Raw genomic sequence first — 21,821 nt, 5'->3', positions numbered from 1 at the left:
TGCTCACCCTGCCAGGAGCACCGAGAGCCCCGCGACCGGGCTGCGCGCGAGCCGCGCGTCGGTGGTGAGCAGCGTCGCGTCGAGGCGCAGCGCGAGTGCCACGTAGTGCGCGTCGCTCACGCGCAGGCCACCCCGGAGCGACCAGACGTCGGGCAGGAGCGCGGTCGTGTCGACCCGCTCGCACGGGAGCCGTGACCACCGCGCGACGGCGGCGTCCGCGACCGCCGCGGTGATCGTCCCCGCGCGCTCGAGCCGCGCGAGCGCCGAGAGCACCTCCGTGTCGACGAGGGAGGGTGTGACGAGCTCGGCCGCGACGAGGCGGTCGAGCTGGTCGAGCACCGCGTCGTGCCGTGCGGTGGGCAGGAGCGCGTCGACCGCGGCGCTCGCGTCGAGGACAACCCTCACCGCCGTGCTCGGGCCTCGGGCGCCGGGGAGCGCTCGGGGGTGTGCGCACCGGCGGCCGTCGCGTCGTACTCGACCCGCACCTCGTCGAGAACGTGGGCGACGTCGACCTCCGCACGCGGTGCGTCGGAGCGCTGCTCGGCGACCCACTCCGTGAGCGTCGGCCGAGCCAGGTCGCGCCGGATGAGCCGCGTCACGTACTCGGACATCGTCGTGCCGTCCGCGCGGGCGCGCGCCGCGAGCGCGGCGTGCATCTCGTCGGGGAGGTTCTTCACCTGGAGCATGCCCATGGCATGATGCTAGCATGCCATGGGCATGCTCCAGTCGATCGGGTCCAGTCCTGGTCCGAGGCCGTCAGTCGCCGGTGGCGGGCTTCGGCTCGGTGAGGCTGAACCAGTTGCCGGAGTCGTCGACGAAGACCGCCTCGACGCCGTAGGGGCGGTGCGCGGGCGGCTGGCGGAACGTGACGCCCTTCGCGACGAGGTCGCGATAGGTGGCCTCGCAGTCGTCGGTCCGGAGGACCCCGGCGCCCATCGAGCCCTTGGCGACGAGCGACCGGAGCTGCGCCGCCGACTCGGGGTCCCGGCCCATGGCGCAGTCGGCCAGGATGATCGTGCGCGTCGGGTCGCCCTGCGGCCCGACGGTGAGCCACCGGAACCCCGCGCCGCCGCCCTCGAAGTCCGCGCCCATGGAGAAGTCGTCGCGCAGCTCGAAGCCGAGCACGGTCGTGTAGAACTCCTTGGCCGAGTCCTGGTCGAGCACGAACACGGTGGTGTGGGACAGCGTGAGCACGGGGTCTCCTCTCGGGCGCCGTCTCCCGGCGCGGGGCGACGACCCTCCCGGCCGTCGCTCTCGACGCTACGACGCGTCGCCGTGGCCCTGCTTCTCCGATCGTGCTGTGCCCGACGGCGGCCGGGTCGACGGCTGCGGCTGCCCCCACGCGAGCGCGAAGCACCCGGGGACGGGCGGCCCGCCCGCGCGGACGTGCTCCGCCCGGTACGCGGTCGGCGTGACACCGACGATCGCGCGGAAGCGTGCGGAGAACGTCCCGAGGCTCGTGAAGCCCACGGCGTGGCAGACCTCCGTCACGGTGAGGTTCGCGGTGCGCAGCAGGGTCTTCGCGCGCTCCACCCGGCGCGTAGCGAGGTAGGCCATCGGGCTCGTGCCGAACGCGGCGGCGAACGCGCGCGCGAAGTGGAACGGCGAGTAGCCCGCGACGTCGGCGACCTCGGCGAGGGTGAGCGGGTCCGTGAAGTGCGCGTCCATGTGGTCACGCGCCCGTCGCAGGTGGACCGCGACCTCGGGCTCCACGCTCACGCCGTCCACCGCGGCTCGTCCGCGCCCCACGGACGGGCGGGGGCGGGGTAGTCGTCGAGCGGGGCGCCGGCGAGGCGGTCGAGCGCCGGCCGCGTCGTCGTCGCCTCGACCTCCCGGCCGTCGAGGCGTGCCGGGTGCGCGACGACGCAGCTCGGCCCGGGCGTGCGCGGTGCGTCGTGCGCGGGGTCGCGACCGGGGGCCGTGAGGAGGGCGTGAGCGGTCCGGGCGAGCGCGCCGTCGACCTCCCGGCCCCGGCCGTCGGTCGCGCGGTCGGCGAGCGCGTCGACGACGGCGGCCGCGACGAGGTAGCCGGTCGCGTGGTCGAGCGCCTGGGCGGGCAGGGCGCCGGGCGGCGCCTCCTCGGGTGCGCTCGCGGTGCCGTCCCGTGATCCCTCCACGAGCGCGATCCCGCTCGCTGCCTGGACGATCGAGTCGAAGCCGCGCCGCCCGGCCCACGGGCCGTCGTCGCCCCACGCGGTGACCCGCGCGTGCACCGCGCCGTGCGGGAGCCGCAGACCGAACGCCTCGACCGCTCCGGGGCGGTAGCCGGTCACGAGGACGTCCGCGCCGTCGAGCAGCTCCTGCGCGCGGGCGCGGCCGTCGCGCGTCGCGAGGTCGAGCAGCGTCGACCGCTTGCCCTGCCCCGTGTCGAGGTGCTGGACCGCGATCTCGGGCAGCCCTGGAGGGTCCACGCGCAGGACGTCCGCGCCGAGCAGGGCGAGCGTGCGCGTCGCGACCGGACCGGCGATCACCCGCGTGAGGTCGAGCACCCGCACGCCCGCGAGCGGGCGCGGGCCGGGCGCGAGGGTGCGCAGGGGAGCGGCGTCGTCGCGCACCGAGACCTGCACCGGTGCGCCCGACGCCGCGGCACGGCCCGCCGCAGACGCCCGCCACGCGTCCTCGGTGCGGACGCGCACCGCGATCGCACCGACCTCGGCGGCGCGGTCCTCCACGTCCTGGGCCGATCGTCCGGCGAGGGCGGCGCCGACGTCGTCGCGCGTCGGAGCGGTCGCCTCGTCGTCGGGCAGCCCGAGGAGCGCGAGCAGACGCGCGCGGTGGTGCGGGTAGTTGGCGTGCGTTCGGACCCAGCCGTCCGTGCACGGGAAGAAGCCGGACAGCGGGGCGAAGCCGTCCACCGGCGCGCCGTCGACGCGGAGCAGCCGGTCGCTCGCGAACGCCGCGGCGACGCGCTCCGGGTCGGGCGCCGGCCCGGCGTCGAACCCGCCCGCGCGGGCGGCGGCGTCGCGCACGGCGACGACCGACGCGACCGCGAGGTCCAGGACGGGCAGCGTCGCGGCGAGGAACGTCCCGGCACCCATGCCGCGACGATACGCCGCCGGGAGCCGCGGCGACCTCGTCGCCCCGCGCGTCAGTCGTGGACCGTCAGCGTCCCCGGGAAGCGCGCGGCCGAGCGGTCCGTGACCGAGCCGTCGCCGGCGGCGTTGATGTCGGAGATGAGCTGGACGAGCTCGCCGTCGGAGCTCGCCGACCGCGCGAGGCTGGTCGCGAGCTGGTAGGGCTCCGAGAGCGGGTTCATGTCGTAGTCGGTCGTGATCATCCCGACCTTGGTCGAGTGGTAGAAGGGGTCCTCCGCAGCGGTGCGCACGTGGTGGATCAGACGGTCCATCTGCGACTCGGTGAACGTCATCGTCACCTGCTGGCCGGACGACACCTCGCTCGACGGCGAGAAGCCCGAGAACTCCTCCGTGTTGAAGTACTGGGACGACATGTCGTCGGCCGTCACGTCGAACGAGTAGGTGCGCGCCGACACGTCCTCCGCCCCGGACGCGTCGAAGGACTGCGACATGCGGAAGTCGCCGCGCTCGCCGTACGTCGCCGTCATGAGCTGCTCGGTGCTGCCGTCGGGGTTGGTCGTCGCGACGAGAGAGCCCGTGTTCTTGCCGATCTCCCACTCGGCCCCGCCGACGGGCGTGTCGAAGCCGACGGTCGACGTCGAGTCGAACCCGACGCGCTCGATCTTCGTGGTGCCGGAGATGCCGGTCGACGGGTCGGCGGGAATCTCACCGGTGACGAGGTAGGTGTCGTACGCGGCCTGGCCCTCCGGCGTCGACAGGTCGAACTCCGCGCTGCGCAACGACGCGCCGTCGAGCGACGTCGTGTTGCCGAGCATCACCTTCACGGCGTCGAAGTCGAGACCGAGGCCCGCGTGGTTCGCGATCGCCTCGGTCGGGCCGGCGGTCACGCGCACCGTGTCGTCGCCCGTGCGCTCGATGAGGCTCGTCACGCCGTCGGCGTCCTTGACGGACGACTCGACGGCGATGTGGCGGAACGCCGCGTTGAGCTCGGTCTCCGAGTAGCTGCCGCCGTCCATCGTCACCGACGAGCCGACCGGCATGCTCCGCGGGTCGAACGGGTTGATGCTCCCGGGGTCGGTGACGCCTGCGCCGTCGGGCACCTTGACCGTGTACTCGGACGTGACGCCGGTCGTGTACCCGCCGCTCACGCCGGTGCCGCCCTTGGACACGCCGCCCTCGACGCCGATCGAGACGTCCGACTTCGACGTGTACGTGGTGAAGCCGTCCTCGGACTTCTCCCCGACCGTGTACTCCGCACCGCCGTTGACGCCGAAGGAGATCTTCGACCCGTTCGTCGTCGACATCCAGTCGGAGAGCGAGCCGCTCCCCGAGTACGTCGTCTCGCCGCTGCCCGGGTCGTGGGAGACGCCGAACCCGACCTTCGCGTCGGTCCCCTCGGTCGCGGGACTTCCCGGTGTGCCGTTGTCGGTCGAGTCCGTGCCCGACCCCTTCACCGACACGGTCGGGCCGCCGGGGCCCGGGTCGTCCGGGCCGTCCCCGCCCGAACCGCCTGAACCCCCCGAGCCGCCGGTGCCGCCCGAACCGCCGGAGCCCGGACCGCCGGGGCTGCCGCCGCCCGGACCGCCCGGACCGCCCGAGCCGTCCGAGCCGTCCGAGCTGGCGCTCTCCTGCTGCTCGGCGTTCGTGCGCACCTTGTCCGCGGCGTCGCGCAGCGTCACGGCGGCGGCGGCCAGGGCCGGGCCCAGCTCGGACGACCAGCGACCGCGCAGCTCGTCGCCGTCCGGCCCGGCCCAGCGGGCGCCGCTCACGGTCGAGTCGAGCGAGCCGCGCGTCGTCGTCAGGGACTCGGACGCCGTCGTGAGTGCCTGCGCGAGCCTGCGCAGCTCGGCGATGTCGGCACCGTAGAACCCCATGGTCGTCCCTCTGTCGCGGCGGATCGTGCCCCCGGAGCGTATGCGCGAGGACGGCTCCCCGTCGCACGGTGCTCATGGGGCGAGGTCCCCATGGGGCGTCCCGCGATGCTCTGCTCAGACGGCGAGGAGGACGTCCTCGAGGCGGTCGAGGACGATCCGTCCCGCTGGCGGCACGCGGTGCGCGTCCGCCGGGGTGAGCCACGCGAGCTCGGCGATCTCCGCGCTCGGGGTCGGCTCGGGGGACCCGGGCGCGGGCTCCGCGTACAGGCAGTGCATCCGGACCATCCGGCCGCCCAGCCCGTGACCGGGCGCCTCGGCGACGAAGCCCGGCCGGACCGACGCCGGGTCGAGCCGCACGCCGAGCTCCTCGCGGATCTCGCGGACCAGCGCCTCGGCGTCGGACTCGCCGGGCTCGACCTTGCCGCCCGGCACGAAGAAGCGGTCCTTGCCGGTCGTCCGGACGGCGAGCAGTCGGCCGTCGCGGACGTTCAGCCACCCCACGGTGCGCAGCGGCGGGAGTGTCGCGGGCTCGGGTGCGCCGTCGTCGGGGGAGGAAGGGTCGGGGAGGTCGGGGGTCGTCACGCCCCCACCCTGCCACCCGGGGCCCGACGGCGCGTGGCGCACCCAGCGAGCCACGCGCCGTCGGCTGCCCCTCGCGCGGCCCCAGTTCCGGCGAAGGGCGATCGTGCCGGGCCGAGGCCCGGCACGACGATCGTCACACCGACCAGCGGACCGTGCTCGGTGCGGACTCGTTCCAGACCCGGTCGAGCGCGGTCACGGCGTACGTGTAGCGGCGCCCCCGCACCGCGGTCGGGTCGAGGAAGTCCTGGAGCACCCGTCCCTCCGCCCGCTGCGTCGCGACGAGGTTCGCCGGGTCCTCGGTGTCCACGTGCTTCACCCACCCGTCAGCACGGTAGATCGCGAACGACGTCGCCGCGAACCGACGGCCACCGGCGTCGGTCCAGTGGACGCGGACGCCGTCGTCGCGCCAGCCCGCCCACGCGAGCACGGGCGTGCGGACCTTCGTGCCCGGCAGGTGCGGCATCGCGGGGACGAGGGCCGAGTACCGGTAGTGGTCGTCGCGGACGCGCGTCATCGAGCCCTGCGGGTCGGCCGGGACGTGCTTGGCCGAGAAGTACACGTTGCCGTGCACGGGATGCTCCTGCTCGCCGCAGAAGGTCAGGTGGTTCGACAGCTCGGCCGGGTCCGTGAAGACGCCGGACGTCACCTTGTACAGGGCCTCGCCGATGTACAGGTGGGTCCCCGACTGCGCGGCGACGTCGGCCCACCAGGGCACGAGCTTCGCGTAGTCCGCGACGGCGAGGCCGAACTGCCAGTAGATCTGCGGGTTGATGTAGTCGAGCCAGCCCTCCAGGACCCACTTGCGCGTGTCCGCGAACTGCATGTCGTACGACTGCGACCCTCCGGTCTCGGAGCCGCGCGGGTCCGTGGAGGCGTTGCGCCAGATGCCGAACGGGCTGATGCCGAACTTGACCCACGGCTTCGCCTGCTTGATGCGCTGGGAGATCGACTGCACGAACGTGTCGACGTTGTGGCGTCGCCAGTCCTCGACGCGGTCGAAGCCCGCGCCGTGCGACGCGAACGTCGCCGCGTCCGGGATCGTCTGACCGGCGACGGCGTACGGGTAGAAGTAGTCGTCGAAGTGCACGCCGTCGATGTCGTAGTGCTCGACGCTGTGCAGGATCGCGTTCTTGATGTGCTCCTGCGCCTCGGGCAGGCCCGGGTCGAAGTAGAGCTTGCCCCCGTACGCCCACACCCACTCGGGGTGCTGCCGCGCGGGGTGCTCCGGGACGAGCTGCGCCGGGTCCGCCTGCATCGACACGCGGTACGGGTTGTACCAGGCGTGGATCTCCAGGTTGCGGCGGTGGCACTCCTCGACGACGAACCCCAGGGGGTCGTAGCCCGGGTCCTGGCCCTGGACGCCCGTGAGGTACTGCGACCACGGCTCGTACGGGCTCGGCCAGAACGCGTCCGCCGTCGGGCGGACCTGGACGAACACGGCGTTGAGCCGGAAGTCGCGCGCGACGTCGAGCCAGTGGAGGAGCTCGGCCTTCTGCTGGTCTGCCGACAGGCCGGACGCGGACGGCCAGTCGATGTTGACGACGCTGGAGATCCACATCGCGCGCAGCTCGCGCTTGCGGGGCGTGGGGCCCCCGGCTGCGGCGGCGTGGGCAGCGCCTCCGGGTGCGGTGAGAGCGGCGGCGGGAGTGAGCGAGCCGACCGTCACGGTGAGCGTGCTCGCCGCGACACCGGCCGTCGCGAGCGTGAGGAACTGGCGTCGTCCGACACCGGCCGGCGCCGGGGCGGGGGACGTGGGGGAGCCGTCGAGCGTCATTGCTGAACCTCCGGGTCGTCGAATATGTGGCAGATAGTTTCATGAAACCATCAATCTGTGAAGGTTTCCGCCAGAACCATCCCGCCGAACATGACATGGCGGTCGTTCTCGCGCGGATGGCGGCCGCCATGTCGTGCTCGACCGCGGGCAGGGGTGTGCTCGACGACCATGGCGGGCCGCGGGGCGCTGGGCATAGGTTCGCCGCGACACCTGCTCGACGGCGCGCAGCCAGGTCAGTCGCGCGCGAGCCGCGCCGAGCGGTAGGACCTGGTCCGCGCCGCGCCCGCGTCCCAGGACCTCCTGCGCGCGGGGCTCGCGGTCGGTGACGACCCGGCACGACCGGTGCTGGGGACGGCCACCTCGCCGGGGTGGCTCCACGCCGCGACGGTGCTCGTCGCAGTTCCCCTCGCCCCGGCCTGGCTGTTCTGGGTCGGCTCGGTCGTGGCGCTCGCCGCGGGACTCCGGCGCACGGGTCTCGTGCTCGCCTGCCTCGCGGCAGCAGCGGGCGTCGTCGCGGTCGGCGCCCTCGTCGCTGCGGAGCGCGCGTCCGTTGCGTTCCAGGAGGGCGACTGGGTCACGGCCCCGGGCCACCCCCTCACGCTCGCGGCGGACGTCGCGATCCTCGCGGGCGTGGCGGTGCTGCTGGTGGCCGTCCGCCCCGTGCGGCAGGCGGCACCCGTGCTGGCCGGGGTGCTCACCGCGCTGATCCTCAGCTCTTCGGACCTCTTCTGGTCCGGCGCGGTCGACGCCACGGCCGTGAACCTCGGCAACCTGCTCGGGGCGGTCGCGCTGTCGGCCGCCGTCACGCCCGCGTCCCGGTGGGTCGTCAACCGTCTCGACGAGCTCGCCGCGTCGCGGGCCACGCACCGCGCCCTGCTCGTGGGTGCGATGCCGGGACCGGCCGCGCCGCACCCGGGCGAGCCGACCGCCGTCTGACACGCGCGCCGTCGAGCACGACCTCGCCCGCCCGCGAGAACGACACGAGGGTCGCTATCCAGCGGATAACGACCCTCATGTCGTGTTCGGCGCGGGGCCGGGGAACCGGCGCCCTCCGGGGAGCGGGTCAGTCCAGGTAGGTCGTCACCAGGCGGGACGCCAGGCCCGTGTATGTCGCCGGGGTGAGGTTCGCGAGGCGCTGCGCGACGTCGTCGGGCAGGCCGAGGCCTGCGACGAACTCGCGCAGGCGGGTCGCGTCGACGCGCTGGCCACGCGTGAGGTCCTTGAGGCGCTCGTACGGGTTCTCCATGCCCGGCACGCCCGCGACCGACGCCGCGCGCATGGCCGACTGGATGGGCTCGCCGAGCACCTCCCAGTTCTCGTCGAGGTCTGCTGCCATGAGGTCGGCGTTCGCGGCGAGGGCCTTGAGGCCGCGGCGCACGTTGTCGATCGCGAGGAGCGAGTGGCCGAACGCGGGGCCGACGTTGCGCTGCGTCGTCGAGTCGGTGAGGTCGCGCTGGAGCCGGGACGTCACCAGGGTGGCCCCGAGCGTGTCGAGCAGCGCGGACGAGATCTCGAGGTTGGCCTCGGCGTTCTCGAACCGGATCGGGTTGACCTTGTGCGGCATGGTCGACGACCCGGTCGCGCCCGGCACGGGGATCTGCGTGAAGAACCCGAGGGAGATGTACGTCCACACGTCGGTCGCGAGGTTGTGCAGGATGCGGTTGAACCGCGCGACGTCGGCGTACAGCTCGGCCTGCCAGTCGTGCGACTCGATCTGCGTCGTCAGCGGGTTCCAGGTGAGGCCCAGGCCCTCGACGAAGTGCTTCGAGACCGACGGCCAGTCCACGCCCGGGACGGCGACGGTGTGCGCGCCGTACGTGCCCGTCGCGCCGTTGAGCTTGCCCAGGTACTCCGCGGCGCCGACCCGGCGGAGCTGGCGGCGCAGGCGGTGCGCGAGGACGGCGAGCTCCTTGCCGAGCGTCGTCGGCGTCGCGGGCTGGCCGTGCGTGCGCGAGAGCATCGGCACGTCAGCGAGGTCGCGCGCCATGTCCGCGAGCTGGTCGGCGAGCGCCGTCGCGGCGGGCAGCCACACGTGCTCGACGGCGCCGCGCACCATGAGCGCGTACGACAGGTTGTTCACGTCCTCGCTCGTGCACGCGAAGTGCACGAGCTCGCCGACGCCGGGCAGCACGGTCTCCGCGCCCAGAGCCTCGGGCGCGGCGGCCAGGCGGCGCTTGACGAAGTACTCGACCGCCTTGACGTCGTGCACCGTCTCGCGCTCGATCGCGGCGAGCTCGGCGATCTCCTCGCCGCCGAACGTCGCGGGGATCTGACGCAGGTACGCGACCTCCGCGTCGGAGAGCTGGGGGGCGCCGGGCACGACCGGGCGGACCGCGTTCTCGTCGACCGCCTGCACGCCGTTGCACAGCGTGATCAGCCACTCGACCTCGACGTGGACGCGCTCGCGGTTGAGCGCCGCCTCGCTGAGGTGGTCGACGAGCGGGGCGACCGCGGCGCGGTAGCGGCCGTCGAGGGGGCCGAGCGCGATCGGCGGGGTCACCTCGGCGAGCGACACGCGGGCAGGGGCGTCTGCGGCAGGGTTCTCGGGCACGCCCCTGATTCTCCCACGCGTGCCCGACGGCGGCCCGCGCCTCCCGTAGTCCGGGCACGCTGATCCGGCCTGGGGTCCGGTGCGGGCGGACGACCCGTGGCGTCGCGCGGTTCGTGGCCGTCCCCAGGGCCACCCTCCAGGGCGTCCGTCCACAGCGGCGGACGGGATCGCCGCGTCCGGGGGAGCGGCGTGCGTACGGTCCCCGCCATGTCCTCGTCGCCTCCGCCGCCCCCGCCGTGCGTCGCCGCCCCCTTCGCCGTCACCGCCGCTCGCTCCCAGGTGCTGTCCGCGCTCGACGACGTCGCCCGGGCGGGCGCCGCGCTCGTCGCGCCCGACCTGCCGTGGGCGGGCCACGCCCGCGCGTCGTACGACGACGCCGCGTCCGAGCGCCGGAGCGGGCTGCTGCGGCTCGACATGCTCCTCGACAGCTGCCTCGTGCGGCTCGACGCGCTCACGGTGCGGGCCGAGGCCGACCTCGCGCGGATCGAGGCCGAGGCCGCGGCGGGCCTGGCATGAGCGGTCCCGGCCCGGCGCCCGTGGTCGTGGTGCGCGGTGGCGCGGAAGCGACCGCCGTCGAGACGGCGGCGGTCGTCGCGCAGGCGGTCGCGCTGGGTGCGCGAGCGGACCTCGTCGCCGGGAGCCTCGCGGCGCTCCGGGACGCGCGAGAGTCGGTGGACGTCGTGACCGCCAGCCCCACCTCGTTCGGGGGCCGCCTCGCGGGTCCCGCCCCGCTCCGGGCCACCACGGGCTGGGACGTCCACGCCACGCCGTTCTGGTCGGCCGAGGTGCGTGCCGCGCGCGCCGCCGCGCTCGAGGCGTTCGACCTCGCGATCGGGGTCGCGGAGCAGCAGGAGCAAGGACTGCGACTCCTCGCAGCGCGACTGCACCAGGCCGTGCGTGTGTACGACGACGCGGACGCCGCCGCGACTGCCCTGTGGCAGGACATCGCGCTCCTGGTCGCGGGGGGTCTGAGCCCGGTCGGGGCGGCAGTCGCCGGGGTCGCTTCCCTCCTGGCCATGGGGACGGTCGGGGCCTGGGTCTCGCTCAAGCAGGGCCGACCTTCCGTGTACCCGTTCATCACCTCGGGGCAGTCCCTGCACCCCGCCACGATCCGCGCGCTGAGCCGTGCGATCGGCGTCTTCGACGTGGACCGCCCGTGGTACCAGATGCCCACGGTGGGCAACGGAGCGTCGGTGCTGCGCGGGCTGCTGCAGCCCCTGCGCGACCGGTTCCTGCGGGACCCCGAGGTCCGCCTCGTCGACCCGACCTACGACCTGCCGACCCCCACGGACGTGCGGTCCGCGCTGGGAGCGGTGGAGGCACTCAAGACTGACTCCACGCTCAGCATCCAGAGGATCGTCAAGGACGACGGCACGCCCACGTGGGTCGTCGCGATCCCCGGAACGCAGCCCTTCAACCTCAGGTCGGTCTTCAACATGACGTCCAACTACCAGCTCATGGACGACGACCCGGCGGTGCGGGCGCAGGCCGACAGCGCACGTGCCGTGATGGACGCGATGCGGCAGGCCGGGATCGCTCCGGACGACGACGTCGTGCTCGTAGGGCACAGCCAGGGGGGAATTATCGCGTCGACGGTCGCGGCGGCGACGGTCGGCACCTACAACGTGCGGCACGTCGTGACGGCCGGGTCGCCCATCGGCGGCCACGACCTCCCTCCTGGTGTCAAGGGCACGCACCTCGAGACCCAGGGGGAGGGGATCTCCGACACCGACGGCGCGGAGAACCGTGCGACGGCGGACCAGGTCACGGTCACGGGGGCCTTCGTGGCACCGGGCGGCGGGCCGACGGCCGAGTGGCCGCACAGCGTGCCCTTCCACCAGGAGGTCCTGGACGCCGCGGTCGAGGTGGGCGACCGGGGGCTGGAGGAGCACCTCACCGGGTTCGAGGCGCTGCTCGACGGGGAGGCCGACGAGCCGCTGGTCTACGAGGCGCGACTGGTGCCCGACCCGGACACCACGTTCTGCATCGGCGACGTGGCGATCCCACGGTCGCTCACGCCGCCGTGGTTACCGGGCACGCCGTTCCCGGGCGCGCCCGGCGTCCCGCTGCCCGGGGTGCCGTCGCCGGCGCCGCCGTCGCCCGGGCTACCGGCGCTGCCGGGGTTCCCGGCGACCGGCGGCCCCGGTGCCGGCGACCTCACCGCGCCGGGCCCGGACGGCGCGGGCGACGGTACGGGCGACGGCGAGTCGCGGTGACGGCCGGTGGCCGTCGCGATCGGCGGCCGTGGCGGACGGTGCCGTGTCGGTCGGACGTGGTCCCGGTCAGCGCTCCTGCGCCTTCGGCACTACGGCCGAGACGGCGAAGTTGATGAGGCCGATGATCAGCGCCGCGAGCAGGGCCCACCAGAACCCGCCGATGATGCGGATGCCCCAGTCCGTCTGCTCGGTGATCCACGCGGTGAGCATGAGCATCAGCGCGTTCACGACGAGCGAGAACAGGCCCAGCGTGAGGATGTAGAGCGGGATGGACAGGATCTGCACGATCGGCTTGATGACGGCGTTCACCAGCGAGTAGAGCAGCGCCACCACGAGGATGATGACGACCTGCCCGCCGGCGGTGTCGGAGCCGACGATCTGGAAGTGCTCGTCGATGAACAGGCTCGTGAGCCAGATCGCGAGGCCGGTGACGAGGACGCGGACGACGAAGCTCATGCCGCCATCCAATCATCAACCGCCGACGATCACCGTGGGACAGCCCGGTCCGACGACGTTCCCGCCGTGGACGGCCGTGTCGCCGACGCGCGCGGCGGGGAGCCCGCCGACGAGCACGGTCGCGCTGCCGACGGCGATGCCGTTGGGGGCGGGGGACGCGCACACGACCCCGAGCCCGTTGGCGACCGCGGCGGGGCGGTTGCCCACGAGGACGGTCGGGACGCACGCCGCCGGGGTGATCGGTCCGCCGACGTGCGGCGTGACCCCGTCGACGAGCGGGCACACGACCTGGTCGCCGGCGCAGGCTGCCGGACCCGTGGGCATCAGGGGGCGGAGGCCGGGGCGGCGGCCTCGTCCGGGGTGAAGAGCGTGCCGCCGAAGTACATCGACGTGTCGCACGCGTCCGGCGGCGGGTCCTGGCCCAGGGGCGCGCCGGGCTGGCGGCACGTGACCGCCATGACGAGTTCCGTGCCTGCCTCCAGGCTGATGGGCGACTGGAAGTGGTAGTCGAGGTCGCGGAAGTTCTCGAGCGCGAAGTCGAGGATCACCTCGTCGTCCTGGGAGATGAGCAGGCGGCCGAAGTCGCCCTGCGGGTTGCTGAGGATGACGTCGTCGATCGTCAGGGTCGCGCCCTCGGGGACCTCGAACGGGACCTCCTCGGTCTCACCGGCGGCGGGCGCCGCGTCGAGCCGCTGCCGCACGGGCACGGACGTCCCCGACGGGGGGACGAAGCCCGCGACCGCCTCCTCGGTGTCGGCGAGCGTCGTCCCGGCCTCGGTCGCGGCGACCTTCGCGTCCGAGGCGTCGCCCGCGGCCTGCTGCGCCGCGGACGCCGCCTGCTGGGCTGCCTGCTGGGCGGCCTGCGCCGCCTCCTCGGCCTCGGCGATGTCGTCACGCACCGCGGCCTGGGCTGCCGAGGTGATCGTCGGCTTGAGGAGCGTGAACCACAGGACCGCGAGGAGCGCGACCAGGGCGAGGAGGGCGAGCAGCGCCTTGAGGAACCACCTCGGCAGGATCGCTGTCCGCACGAACGTGCCGTCCAGGGTGACGGGCACCGTGTTCTCGGCGGCGACCTGGACGACGAACGGCATCGTCTTGTCCGGCCCGCGCCAGGCCGTGTCGCGCGGGCGGACCCGGACCGACGCGAACCGGGCCGTCCCGGGGTCCACGACGAGGTGGGAGTCCGGTACGCGGAACGTCAGCTCGTCGGTCCCGTCGGCGCACGCCAGCAGGACGGACACGGGAGTGTTCCCGCGGTTGTCGACGGCGACCTGGTGACGCCCGGAACGGCGTCCGTGCGTGGTGCGGGGGACGAGCTCGGCGGTCGTGTCGAGGAACGGGAGGACCTCGACCACGCCCTCCGGGACGACGGCGTCGTCCGGGTGCTCCAGCGGGACGACACGGATGCCGAAGTCGAGGGGCCCGGCGGGGACCTCGGCGCTGCGCGGCGGACGGAAGGTCACGGACGCCGTGGTGGCGGTCTGCGGGTAGAGGCCGTCGACGCTCGCGGGCTCGATCGTCGTCCACCCGGCGGGGACGCCCAGCACCTCGAACCGGTACGCCTCGACGATCGTCCCGGTGTTCCGGACCGTCAGCGGCACGCTGACCTCCTCGCCCGGGTTCAGCTCGATCCCCTGCGCCTCCACCGTCGCCAACGTCCCCATGCCACAGACGCTAGGGAGACCGGCGCGGGGTGGGCAGCGGCGGCCGGGCGTCCGTCCGGGCAGACCTCGTGCCCGTTGAGTCCTTGATGAGTGCCCGGTGAGCGACCTGCGGACACTGGTCGTCCGGGCGACGAGGCCCGGGTCACGGCGGACGACGGGCGGGGGAGCCATGAGCACGGGACGGATCACGGTTGCGGTGACGGCGCAGGACCCGATCTCGGAGGGCGGGGTGGTCGGCGCGCTCCGGCCCCGGCCCGAGGTGCGGGTGCAGGGGCGTGACGAGCGCGCGGCCGACGCGGAGGTGACGGTCGTCGTCGCGGACAGGCTCGACGACGACGCGCTGCGGTTCGTGCGGGCGGCCCACCGGCAGGGCGCGGGGCGGGTGGTCCTCGTCGCGGGGCACCTCGACGACCGGGACGTCGTCACCGCGGTCGAGGCGGGCGTGGTGGGGATGGTCCGGCGGTCGGACGCGACGCCGGAGCGGCTGGTCGCGGTGATCCGTGGCGCGGCGACGGGCGAGGGGAGCCTGCCGCCCGACCTGCTGGGCCGGCTCCTCGACCAGGTGGGGTCGCTGCAGCGCCAGGTGCTGCAGCCCCGCGGGCTGACGTTCTCCGGCCTCGCGGCCCGCGAGGTGGAGGTGCTGCGTCTCATCGCGGACGGCTGCGACACGGCGGAGGTCGCCCGCCACCTCGCCTACTCGGAGCGCACGGTGAAGAACGTCCTGCACGACATCACGTCCCGACTCCAGCTGCGCAACCGGGTCCACGCCGTCGCGTATGCGCTGCGCGAGGGCCTCATCTGAGCCAGGAGGGCCTCGCGGGATAGCGACCTCCTGCACCGGGAGCCCAGAGGAGGTGCTGGGCGACGCTGTCCTCGGTCCCGGGGGCGCTCTCTCGGGAGAGGGCCGATCTGCCCCTTCGGGCACGGGTCGGTGCGCGATCGGCGGGTCCGATTCCGCTGCGGACCGGGCGTGCCGTCCGCGAGCGTGGAAGGGCGGTCGGGGCGCGTCCGTGCCGTGCCGCGCGACGGGAGGTGGACGTGGACCGGGTCCGGGTCGTCGCCGCGTCGTCGGTCGTGGCGTGCGTCGTCATGGCCGCCGCGGTCGGGCTGCCGGTGCCCGGTGGGGCCGCGGGCCTGCAGCCCTCCGTGCTCCCGACCGACATGCTCCCGACCGACGTGCTCGCGACCGATGTGCTCCCGACCGCCGCGACCCATCCCGCGGGCCTGCCCACGGCGCTCGCCGCCGATCCGCGCGTCGCGTTCACGCTCGGCCGCGACGCGCTGGCAGACGTCGAGATCACGTTCCCGGAGGAGCCGGAGACACCCCCGGACGATCTCCCCTACGAGGCGAGCGTGACCCCTCCGGTCCGCGTCCCCGGGACGAGCCTGCACGAGAGCGAGCCGTCCCCGGTGCCCGCGCCACGCGACACCGAGGCGGCGTACGCCGTCGTCACGAGGGACGAGGACGGCCGGACCGACGTCGAGGTCCGCCGCCCCGCGGAGGATCCCGACGGCGGGCCGCCCACCTGGGACGTCGTCCCGGTGACGTGCGACCTCGCGCAGGAGTCGCACCCGGTGCTCTCGCCCGACCTCACGCTCGTCGCGTACGCGACGGACGTCTCGGGGGACTGGGAGGTCGTCGTCGCACCGGTGGGCGAACGGTGCGCGGGAGACGACGTGGTGTCGCCCGTCCCGGGACCGACGTCGGACGAGACGTCGCCCGCGTGGGCCCGCGACGGCACCGTGCTCGTCTTCTCCTCGACCCGGGACGACCCGCGCGGCGATCTCTACGCCGTCGCGCTCGACCCGGACGCCGAGTGCCCCGCGAACGCGTCAGGACCGGCGTCCGGGACGGCCTCCGAGCCTGCGTCCGGGCAGTCGCAGCGGCGGGGTGGGCACGACGACGGGGGCACGAAGCCGAGCCCGACCCCGACCCCGACCCCGACCCCGACCCCGACGCCTTGTCCCGGTGGTCCCGTGGCCACGAGCCCGGTCGCGCGTCTCACGGACGACCCCGGTGCCGACACGATGCCGACGGCGCTGACCCAGGACCGGACCGTGCTGGTGATCTTCACGACGACACGGTTCCGTGCCGAGGGGTCGATCGCGACGCTCACGCTCGACGCCGACTGGGACCCGGGCGACGACCTGACGCCGGTGCCCACCGTCCGGTACCCGTGGTGCCCGAACTGGGGGGAGCAGTCGTCGCAGTGCGTGGACCTCGATCCAGGCGTCCCGGTGGTGGGGAGCGAGCCCGCGGCCCATCTCGTCGACCTCGGTTCCGGGAACGAGGGCGTCCTGCTGGCCTGGACGGTCGTCGACGAAGAGACGGGCGTCGCCCAGGTGTGGGTGGCGTTCCTCGACGGCTTCGAGGCCCCTGTCGTGGCCGACGCGTGGCCGGTGCCGGCGCCGCACGGGGCGTCGCACCCCGCGTGGGTGACCGTGACGGACGCCGAGAGCGCGACCCCGGCAGCGGCGCGGCTGCGCGTCACGCAGCGGACGGGTGCGGTCGCGGACGCGCGTACGGCGGACGGTTCGGACGTCCGCGTCCTCACGCCCTCGGGCGAGGACCGCCCGGACGACCGCGCCCCCGCGTACGCACCGGACGGCACCCGGCTCGCGTTCGCCTCCGGCCTGCCGTCGGCGTCCGATCCACCCCCGGAGGTCGAGCTCGGCGACGTCGTGGTGGTCGACCCGGCGACGCGCACGCTCACGTCCCTGGAGCCGGAGGTGCCGTACGGCGCGGCCAACCCGGACTGGTCGCCGGATGGGTCACGGGTCGCGTACTCGTCGGTCTCAGGGTCCGCCGAGCGGGTCGGCGTGGGGTGGGTCGACGTGGGTGACGGGCAGCAGGGCTGGACGGTCGACGACGGCGTCGGCACGTGGGAGCCCCTGCATCCGTCGTGGTCCCCGGACGGGCGGTGGGTCGTCGCCGAGGCGGGGATGGAGGGGGACGAGGTGACGCCGTCGCTCTCCGCGCTCCACGTCGACACCGGGACGTGGGAACCGCTGGCGGTGGACGTCGTGGACGACTGCGTCCGGCCCAGCGAGCAGGACCGGTGCGAGGTGTTCCGCCAGCCGGTCCTCGCGCGCGAGCCCGCGTGGTCGCCGGACGGGACGAGGATCGCCGTCACCCACCTCAGCGTCGGTGGGGTCGAGGTGGCGCCGGGAGGGATCGCGATCCTCGACGTCGAGCCGGCCGACGACGCGGACCCGAACCGGGAGGTGCCGCGCGTCGTCGGCGTGCGGGCGCTCACGGGCACGGACGCCGACGCCCTGGTCCGCACGACCCAGCCCCCGGTGGGTCCGGCACCCGACCCGTCCGCCCCGCCGACGCCGGACCCGGAGCCCGGCCCGACCCCGAGCCGCGACGAGATCGAGCTCTCCGACGGCCCCGCGTGGTCGGCGGACGGGACCCGGGTCGTCTTCAGCGGGCAGCCCGTGGGGCGGCCCGCGGACCGGAACCTCTACACGGTGGCCGCCGCGGACGGGACCGGTCTGCGCACGGTGGTCGACCGCACCGAACCCCTGACCGAGCCCGACCTCCAGCCCGTGGGGGACCTGGCGGTCGCCGTCTCCGCGGCACCGGCGCGGCTCGCCGTGGGCGTGGCCTCGACGGTCACGGTGACCGTGACGAACCCCGGCCGCGTCCCCGCCACGCCGGACGTCGTCGTCGGGCTGCCCGCGGGGCTGCGCGCCGGTGACCTGCCGACCGGCTGCGCGGCCGAGCCGGGCGCGGGCGCGGGCACGACCCTGGTGACGTGCCGCCCGGGGACCACCACCCTCGTGCCGGGAGACCGGGTCGCCGTCACGCTGCCCGTGGCCGCGACTGCGGCGGGCGCGCTCGACGTCACCGCAGTCGTCGTCAACCCGGGCGCAGAGGACGACGTCGAGGACAACTCCGCGACGGCCCGGATCACGGCGCTCGCGCCCGACGACGGCGACGGGACTCCGGCGGCGCTCGCGGTGACGGTCGAGGTGTCGCAGCCGCGCGCGTGGGTGGGTGGCGCCGAGGTCGAGGTCGTCGTGACGGTCCGCAACACGGGCGGGACGACGGCGAGCGGTCTCGTCCTCGCCACCACCTACCCGCCCGGCACGACGCCGACCGCCGCCCCGTCGGCTCCCGCCCCGCCGAACGCCGACGGCGAGGGCGCACCGCCGGGCGACGCAGCCGCTGCCGAGAGCCCGGGGGTGGCGACGACCGACGACTGCCGCGGCGCGTGGGGGACCTGCCCGCTGGCGGACCTCGCGCCCGGGGGCGAGACCGCCGTCGTCTCGACGCTCGACGTCGTGGGCCCGGCGGGCATGGGCGCGGTCACGGCGAGCGTCACGGGACGCGACGGGCCGGGCCTGGGCCCCGACGCGCCGTCGGGCCTCGCCGGCCTCGCCACGACGCCCGGCGGGGCGAGCGACCTCGCCGCGCCCGTGCCGGTCCTCGAACCCCTGACCGCGGAGGGCTCCGCGGGCCTGGAGGTGCTGCAGCCCTGGGTGCGCCTCCTGCCCGAGGTGCTCCGGCCGGGCAAGGTCGTGCTCGCGTACGGGGAGGACTTCCCGCCCGACGCCGAGGTCTACCTGACGTGGTCGGCGGGGATCACGACGGCGCCCGGCCCGTACCGGACGAACACCGACGGCAGGCTGAGCGTGCCCGTCGTCGTGGTGGCGAACGACCTGCGCGGGGAACGCTGGCTGCGCGTCACGAGCGGCCCCGCGACGGACCTGCTCCCGCTGCTCGACGCCGGGTTCCCGCGCGAGGTCGACGTCCCCGAGGGGGCCGACGGCGTGCCGGTCGCGCCGCCGTGCCTCGACGACCCCGCGCGCGGACCGGCCCCGGGAGAGCAGCCGCCCGAGGCGGTGACGCTCGGCCCGGCCTGGTGCGAGCTCGACGTCCCGATGCTCGTCGTGACGCCGAACCTCGGCGCGCCCGACTTCCTGGAGAGGGGATGACGCGATGATCACCGAGGTGGACGACGCGCTGCGCGCGCTCGTGCGGGGTGCGCTGGGCGAGATCGACGTCGCGTTCGACGCGCCCACGAAGGACTGGGCGGCCCGCCGCAACGCCCCGACGGTCGACGTCTACCTGTACGACGTGCGCGAGGACGTGAAGCGTCGCGCGCACGGGCTGGTCGACCGCCGCGGCACGGACGGCACGGTCGTCGCGCGCGTCGAACCGCCGCGGCACTTCCGGCTGTCCTACCTCGTGACCGCCTGGACGCAGCGCCCCGAGGACGAGCACCGGTTGCTCGATCGCGTGCTCGCCGCGCTCATCGGCCTGGACGCGCTGCCCGCGGAGCACGTCGTGGGGTCGCTCGCGGAGGTCGGCGGCCCCGTGCCGGTGACCGTCGGCATGCCGCCCGCGGAGGACCGGAGCGTCACCGACGTGTGGTCGTCGCTCGGCGGCGAGCTCAAGCCCTCCGTCGAGGTCGCCGTCACCGCCCCGCTGCTGCGTCCCGAGCGGCCGGAGGTCGGGCCGCCCGTGCGCGACGAGCTCCTGCTCGCCGCGAGCAGCACCCTGCCCGACGGCGGTGCGGACCCGCGGCGTCGGCGGCACCGGAGGCCGTCGTGACCGCGGCGAGCGTCGCGCACCTCGCCGGACGGCTCGCCGTCCTCGAGGAGCAGGTGCGCGAACTCGTCACCCGCCGCCGGGTCGGCGACCCCGCCGCGGACGACCCGTTCCGCGGCCTCTACCTGACCGACGCGGCCGTGGACCACCTGCTCGCCGGGCCGCGCCCCGCCGCCGACCCCGACGTCGCCGCCGACCTCGCCGCCCGGGTCGAGGCCGCGGCTCATGCCGCGGAGAGGGCGGGCGAGACGGTGCGGCTGCGCGCGCTCGCGCGGTCCGCCGACCTCACCGACCTCGACACCGGGCTGCTCGTCGTCGCGCTTGCCGGGGAGATCGACCACCGGTTCGAGCAGCTCTTCGGCTACCTCAACGACGACGTGTCGCGCCGCCGCCCGTCCGTCGCGACGGGGTTCGCGCTGTGCGGGGTGTCGCTCACGTCCGCGTCGGCGCGGCACCGCGTGACGCACGGGCCACTCGTCGACCTCGGCCTCGTCGTCGTCGAGGACGGCGACCGGCCCCTGCCCGGGCGAGCGCTGCGCGTGCCGGACCGTGTCGTCGCGCACCTGCTCGGCGACGACACGCCCGACCCGGCGCTCGCGGACGCGCTCACCGACCCGGTGCCCGTCGAGACCGGCGGGACCGCGCGGCTGCGTGCCGTGCTCGACGCCGGGGTGCGGCTCGTGCACGTCCGTCAGCCCGCGGGGGGCGCGGCGGCGTCGTCGGCGGCTGCGGCGCTCGCGCACGGAAGCCCCGCGAGGGAGGTCGTGGGGCTGGACCTGCGACGCGCGGGCGCGGACCCTGTGGCGACCGTCCGCGCCGCGGTCCTGGAGGCGACGTTGCGCGGGGCCGCGCTCGTCGCGGAGCCGGTCGACGCGGTGTGCGACACCCCCGGCGCGGTCGAGGCGCTGACCGGCGACCCCGGCGTCACCGTCCTCGTGGGCGAGCGCGCCTGGGACCCGGCCTGGGCCGGTGCCGCGCCGCTGCTCGTGGACGAGCCGGCCACCACCACGACACAGCGCACCACCCTCTGGTCCGTGGCGCTCGGGCTACCCGGGTCCGGGGTCGACGTCGGCGCCGTCACCGCACCGTTCCGGCTGCGGCCCGAGCAGGTCGCGCGGGCGGCGCGGTCCGCCGTCGCGCAGGCGGTGCTGCGGCCCGACGGCCGCGTGACCGCCGACGACGTGCGACGTGGCGCGCGCGCCGAGAACGGGACCGGCCTCGACCGCCTCGCGCGGCGCGTCGAACCCGCCGTCGGGTGGGACGACCTCGTGCTCGCCGACGCCCCGCTGCGGACCCTGCGCGAGGTGTCGCAGCGCGCCCGGCACCGCGACCGCGTCCTCGGCGAGTGGGGCATGCGGCCCGGCGGCGCGCGCGGTCGCGGCGTCGCCGCCCTGTTCGCGGGCGGGTCCGGGACAGGCAAGACCATGTCCGCCGAGGTCGTCGCGCACGACCTCGGCCTCGACCTGTACGTCGTCGACCTCGCTGCCGTCGTCGACAAGTACGTGGGCGAGACGGAGAAGAACCTCGAACGCATCTTCGCCGGCGCCGCGGGCGTGAACGCAGTCCTCCTGTTCGACGAGGCCGACGCCGTGTTCGGCCGCCGCTCCGAGGTGAAGGACGCCCACGACCGCTACGCCAACATCGAGAGCGCCTACCTGCTGCAGCGACTGGAGACGTTCGACGGGCTCGTGATCCTCTCCACCAACCTGCGCGCCAACATCGACGAGGCGTTCACGCGCCGCCTCGACGTCGTCGTCGACTTCCCCGTGCCCGACGACGCCGCGCGCCGCCTCCTGTGGGACCGGTGCCTCGGTCCCGCGGTCCCGCGCGGGGACGACCTCGACCTCGACTTCTGCGCCAAGGCCTTCGAGCTCGCCGGCGGGGCCATCCGCTCCGCCGCCGTCACCGCCGCCTACCTCGCCGCCGCCGGCTCCGGCGTCGTCGAGATGCGGCACCTCGTCACCGCGGTGCACCGCGAGCACCGCAAGCTCGGCCGGCTCACCCAGCCGTCCGAGTTCGGACCGTACTGGGAGCTGGTGGAGCGATGACCGAGCACGACGAACGCCCCCGCCCCGCCTCGCCGCGTCAGGCGCCCGCGAGCACACCACG

The 21,821-nt window shown here is 75.0% G+C and carries 19 protein-coding genes; 7 read left to right on the top strand and 12 right to left on the bottom strand.

The genetic code is table 11. From position 1 onward, the window contains the following. Positions 1-3: 3 nt before the first annotated feature. From FIC82_RS00455 to FIC82_RS00420, 8 genes are all read right to left on the bottom strand, one after another. On the bottom strand, positions 4-405 hold the full coding sequence (locus FIC82_RS00455) for a type II toxin-antitoxin system VapC family toxin (protein WP_154797140.1): 402 nt from the start codon (positions 403-405) through the stop codon (positions 4-6). Beyond that, positions 402-692, bottom strand: coding sequence for a FitA-like ribbon-helix-helix domain-containing protein (locus tag FIC82_RS00450; RefSeq protein WP_154797139.1), 291 nt, complete (start codon positions 690-692; stop codon positions 402-404). The genes FIC82_RS00455 and FIC82_RS00450 overlap by 4 nt, the downstream gene beginning before the upstream one ends. Before the next feature lie 64 nt (positions 693-756). Then, the gene (locus FIC82_RS00445; RefSeq protein WP_168731350.1) at positions 757-1,194 is read right to left on the bottom strand and encodes a VOC family protein; all 438 of its coding nucleotides are present in this window, start codon (positions 1,192-1,194) and stop codon (positions 757-759) included. Between the two features lie 66 nt (positions 1,195-1,260). Then, a complete protein-coding gene (locus FIC82_RS00440) occupies positions 1,261-1,719 on the bottom strand; it encodes a helix-turn-helix transcriptional regulator (protein ID WP_253691305.1) in 459 nt (152 codons plus the stop codon). Beyond that, complete coding sequence (locus FIC82_RS00435) at positions 1,716-3,038, bottom strand: CoA transferase (RefSeq protein WP_154797138.1); 1,323 nt, start codon at positions 3,036-3,038, stop codon at positions 1,716-1,718. The genes FIC82_RS00440 and FIC82_RS00435 overlap by 4 nt, the downstream gene beginning before the upstream one ends. A gap of 50 nt (positions 3,039-3,088) precedes the next feature. Beyond that, on the bottom strand, positions 3,089-4,909 hold the full coding sequence (locus tag FIC82_RS00430) for a WXG100 family type VII secretion target (protein ID WP_154797137.1): 1,821 nt from the start codon (positions 4,907-4,909) through the stop codon (positions 3,089-3,091). 114 nt (positions 4,910-5,023) lie between these two features. Then, positions 5,024-5,491, bottom strand: a complete 468-nt coding sequence (locus FIC82_RS00425) for an NUDIX hydrolase (protein ID WP_171445684.1) — start codon at positions 5,489-5,491, stop codon at positions 5,024-5,026. A 133-nt stretch (positions 5,492-5,624) separates the two neighbouring features. Next, entirely contained in the window at positions 5,625-7,265 is a 1,641-nt protein-coding gene (locus tag FIC82_RS00420; RefSeq protein ID WP_154797136.1) for a glycoside hydrolase family 10-like protein, read from the bottom strand. A 387-nt stretch (positions 7,266-7,652) separates the two neighbouring features. Here FIC82_RS00420 and FIC82_RS00415 point away from each other — a divergent pair, with 387 nt between their 5' ends. Continuing rightward, the gene (locus FIC82_RS00415) at positions 7,653-8,201 is read left to right on the top strand and encodes a hypothetical protein (RefSeq protein WP_154797135.1); all 549 of its coding nucleotides are present in this window, start codon (positions 7,653-7,655) and stop codon (positions 8,199-8,201) included. Positions 8,202-8,328: 127 nt separating this feature from the next. Here FIC82_RS00415 and purB read toward each other — a convergent pair whose 3' ends face one another. Further along, positions 8,329-9,816: an adenylosuccinate lyase gene (gene purB / locus FIC82_RS00410; protein WP_168731349.1), complete on the bottom strand. Its 1,488-nt coding sequence runs from the start codon at positions 9,814-9,816 to the stop codon at positions 8,329-8,331. A 207-nt stretch (positions 9,817-10,023) separates the two neighbouring features. On the opposite strand from purB, the gene FIC82_RS00405 reads away from it, so the two are divergent. Both FIC82_RS00405 and FIC82_RS00400 read left to right on the top strand, forming a co-directional pair. Beyond that, positions 10,024-10,332, top strand: coding sequence for a hypothetical protein (locus FIC82_RS00405; RefSeq protein WP_154797134.1), 309 nt, complete (start codon positions 10,024-10,026; stop codon positions 10,330-10,332). Continuing rightward, positions 10,329-12,032: an esterase/lipase family protein gene (locus tag FIC82_RS00400; RefSeq protein WP_154797133.1), complete on the top strand. Its 1,704-nt coding sequence runs from the start codon at positions 10,329-10,331 to the stop codon at positions 12,030-12,032. The genes FIC82_RS00405 and FIC82_RS00400 overlap by 4 nt, the downstream gene beginning before the upstream one ends. Before the next feature lie 66 nt (positions 12,033-12,098). On the opposite strand, the gene FIC82_RS00395 is transcribed toward FIC82_RS00400, so the two are convergent. Genes FIC82_RS00395 through FIC82_RS00385 form a run of 3 tightly spaced genes read right to left on the bottom strand, consistent with a single transcriptional unit; the run spans position 12,099 to position 14,152 of the window. Next, complete coding sequence (locus tag FIC82_RS00395; protein ID WP_154797132.1) at positions 12,099-12,488, bottom strand: phage holin family protein; 390 nt, start codon at positions 12,486-12,488, stop codon at positions 12,099-12,101. A 15-nt stretch (positions 12,489-12,503) separates the two neighbouring features. Next, positions 12,504-12,812 carry a PAAR domain-containing protein gene (locus FIC82_RS00390; protein ID WP_154797131.1) on the bottom strand — a complete coding sequence of 103 codons (309 nt, stop codon included), beginning with the start codon at positions 12,810-12,812 and terminating at the stop codon, positions 12,504-12,506. Next, positions 12,812-14,152 carry a COG1470 family protein gene (locus FIC82_RS00385; RefSeq protein ID WP_154797130.1) on the bottom strand — a complete coding sequence of 447 codons (1,341 nt, stop codon included), beginning with the start codon at positions 14,150-14,152 and terminating at the stop codon, positions 12,812-12,814. Before FIC82_RS00385 ends, FIC82_RS00390 begins: the two co-directional genes overlap by 1 nt. Positions 14,153-14,321: 169 nt before the next feature. On the opposite strand from FIC82_RS00385, the gene FIC82_RS00380 reads away from it, so the two are divergent. The 4 genes from FIC82_RS00380 (at position 14,322) to FIC82_RS00365 (ending at position 21,760) form a co-directional block, all read left to right on the top strand. Then, positions 14,322-14,954, top strand: coding sequence for a LuxR C-terminal-related transcriptional regulator (locus FIC82_RS00380; RefSeq protein WP_154797129.1), 633 nt, complete (start codon positions 14,322-14,324; stop codon positions 14,952-14,954). A 236-nt stretch (positions 14,955-15,190) separates the two neighbouring features. After that, a complete protein-coding gene (locus FIC82_RS21230; protein ID WP_154797128.1) occupies positions 15,191-19,096 on the top strand; it encodes a TolB-like translocation protein in 3,906 nt (1,301 codons plus the stop codon). Between the two features lie 4 nt (positions 19,097-19,100). Further along, entirely contained in the window at positions 19,101-19,715 is a 615-nt protein-coding gene (locus FIC82_RS00370) for a Pvc16 family protein (RefSeq protein ID WP_154797127.1), read from the top strand. Then, complete coding sequence (locus tag FIC82_RS00365; RefSeq protein ID WP_168731348.1) at positions 19,712-21,760, top strand: ATP-binding protein; 2,049 nt, start codon at positions 19,712-19,714, stop codon at positions 21,758-21,760. The genes FIC82_RS00370 and FIC82_RS00365 overlap by 4 nt, the downstream gene beginning before the upstream one ends. Positions 21,761-21,821: the final 61 nt, after the last annotated feature.

It is taken from the genome of Cellulosimicrobium protaetiae, assembly GCF_009708005.2.
GTDB classification, from domain to species: Bacteria; Actinomycetota; Actinomycetes; order Actinomycetales; family Cellulomonadaceae; genus Cellulosimicrobium; species Cellulosimicrobium protaetiae.
The sequence above is the reverse complement of the archived record's forward strand: the minus strand, read 5'-3'. Positions and strand labels throughout refer to the sequence as shown.

Excerpts from the sequence above, each read along its gene's own strand:
- FIC82_RS00450 (WP_154797139.1), bottom strand. The coding sequence starts at position 692 with ATGGGCATGCTCCAGGTGAAGAACCTCCCCGACGAGATGCACGCCGCG.
- FIC82_RS00435 (WP_154797138.1), bottom strand. The coding sequence starts at position 3,038 with ATGGGTGCCGGGACGTTCCTCGCCGCGACGCTGCCCGTCCTGGACCTC.
- FIC82_RS00430 (WP_154797137.1), bottom strand. The coding sequence starts at position 4,909 with ATGGGGTTCTACGGTGCCGACATCGCCGAGCTGCGCAGGCTCGCGCAG.
- FIC82_RS00420 (WP_154797136.1), bottom strand. The coding sequence starts at position 7,265 with ATGACGCTCGACGGCTCCCCCACGTCCCCCGCCCCGGCGCCGGCCGGT.
- FIC82_RS00405 (WP_154797134.1), top strand. The coding sequence starts at position 10,024 with ATGTCCTCGTCGCCTCCGCCGCCCCCGCCGTGCGTCGCCGCCCCCTTC.
- FIC82_RS00400 (WP_154797133.1), top strand. The coding sequence starts at position 10,329 with ATGAGCGGTCCCGGCCCGGCGCCCGTGGTCGTGGTGCGCGGTGGCGCG.
- FIC82_RS00395 (WP_154797132.1), bottom strand. The coding sequence starts at position 12,488 with ATGAGCTTCGTCGTCCGCGTCCTCGTCACCGGCCTCGCGATCTGGCTC.
- FIC82_RS00390 (WP_154797131.1), bottom strand. The coding sequence starts at position 12,812 with ATGCCCACGGGTCCGGCAGCCTGCGCCGGCGACCAGGTCGTGTGCCCG.
- FIC82_RS00385 (WP_154797130.1), bottom strand. The coding sequence starts at position 14,152 with ATGGGGACGTTGGCGACGGTGGAGGCGCAGGGGATCGAGCTGAACCCG.
- FIC82_RS00380 (WP_154797129.1), top strand. The coding sequence starts at position 14,322 with ATGAGCACGGGACGGATCACGGTTGCGGTGACGGCGCAGGACCCGATC.
- FIC82_RS00370 (WP_154797127.1), top strand. The coding sequence starts at position 19,101 with ATGATCACCGAGGTGGACGACGCGCTGCGCGCGCTCGTGCGGGGTGCG.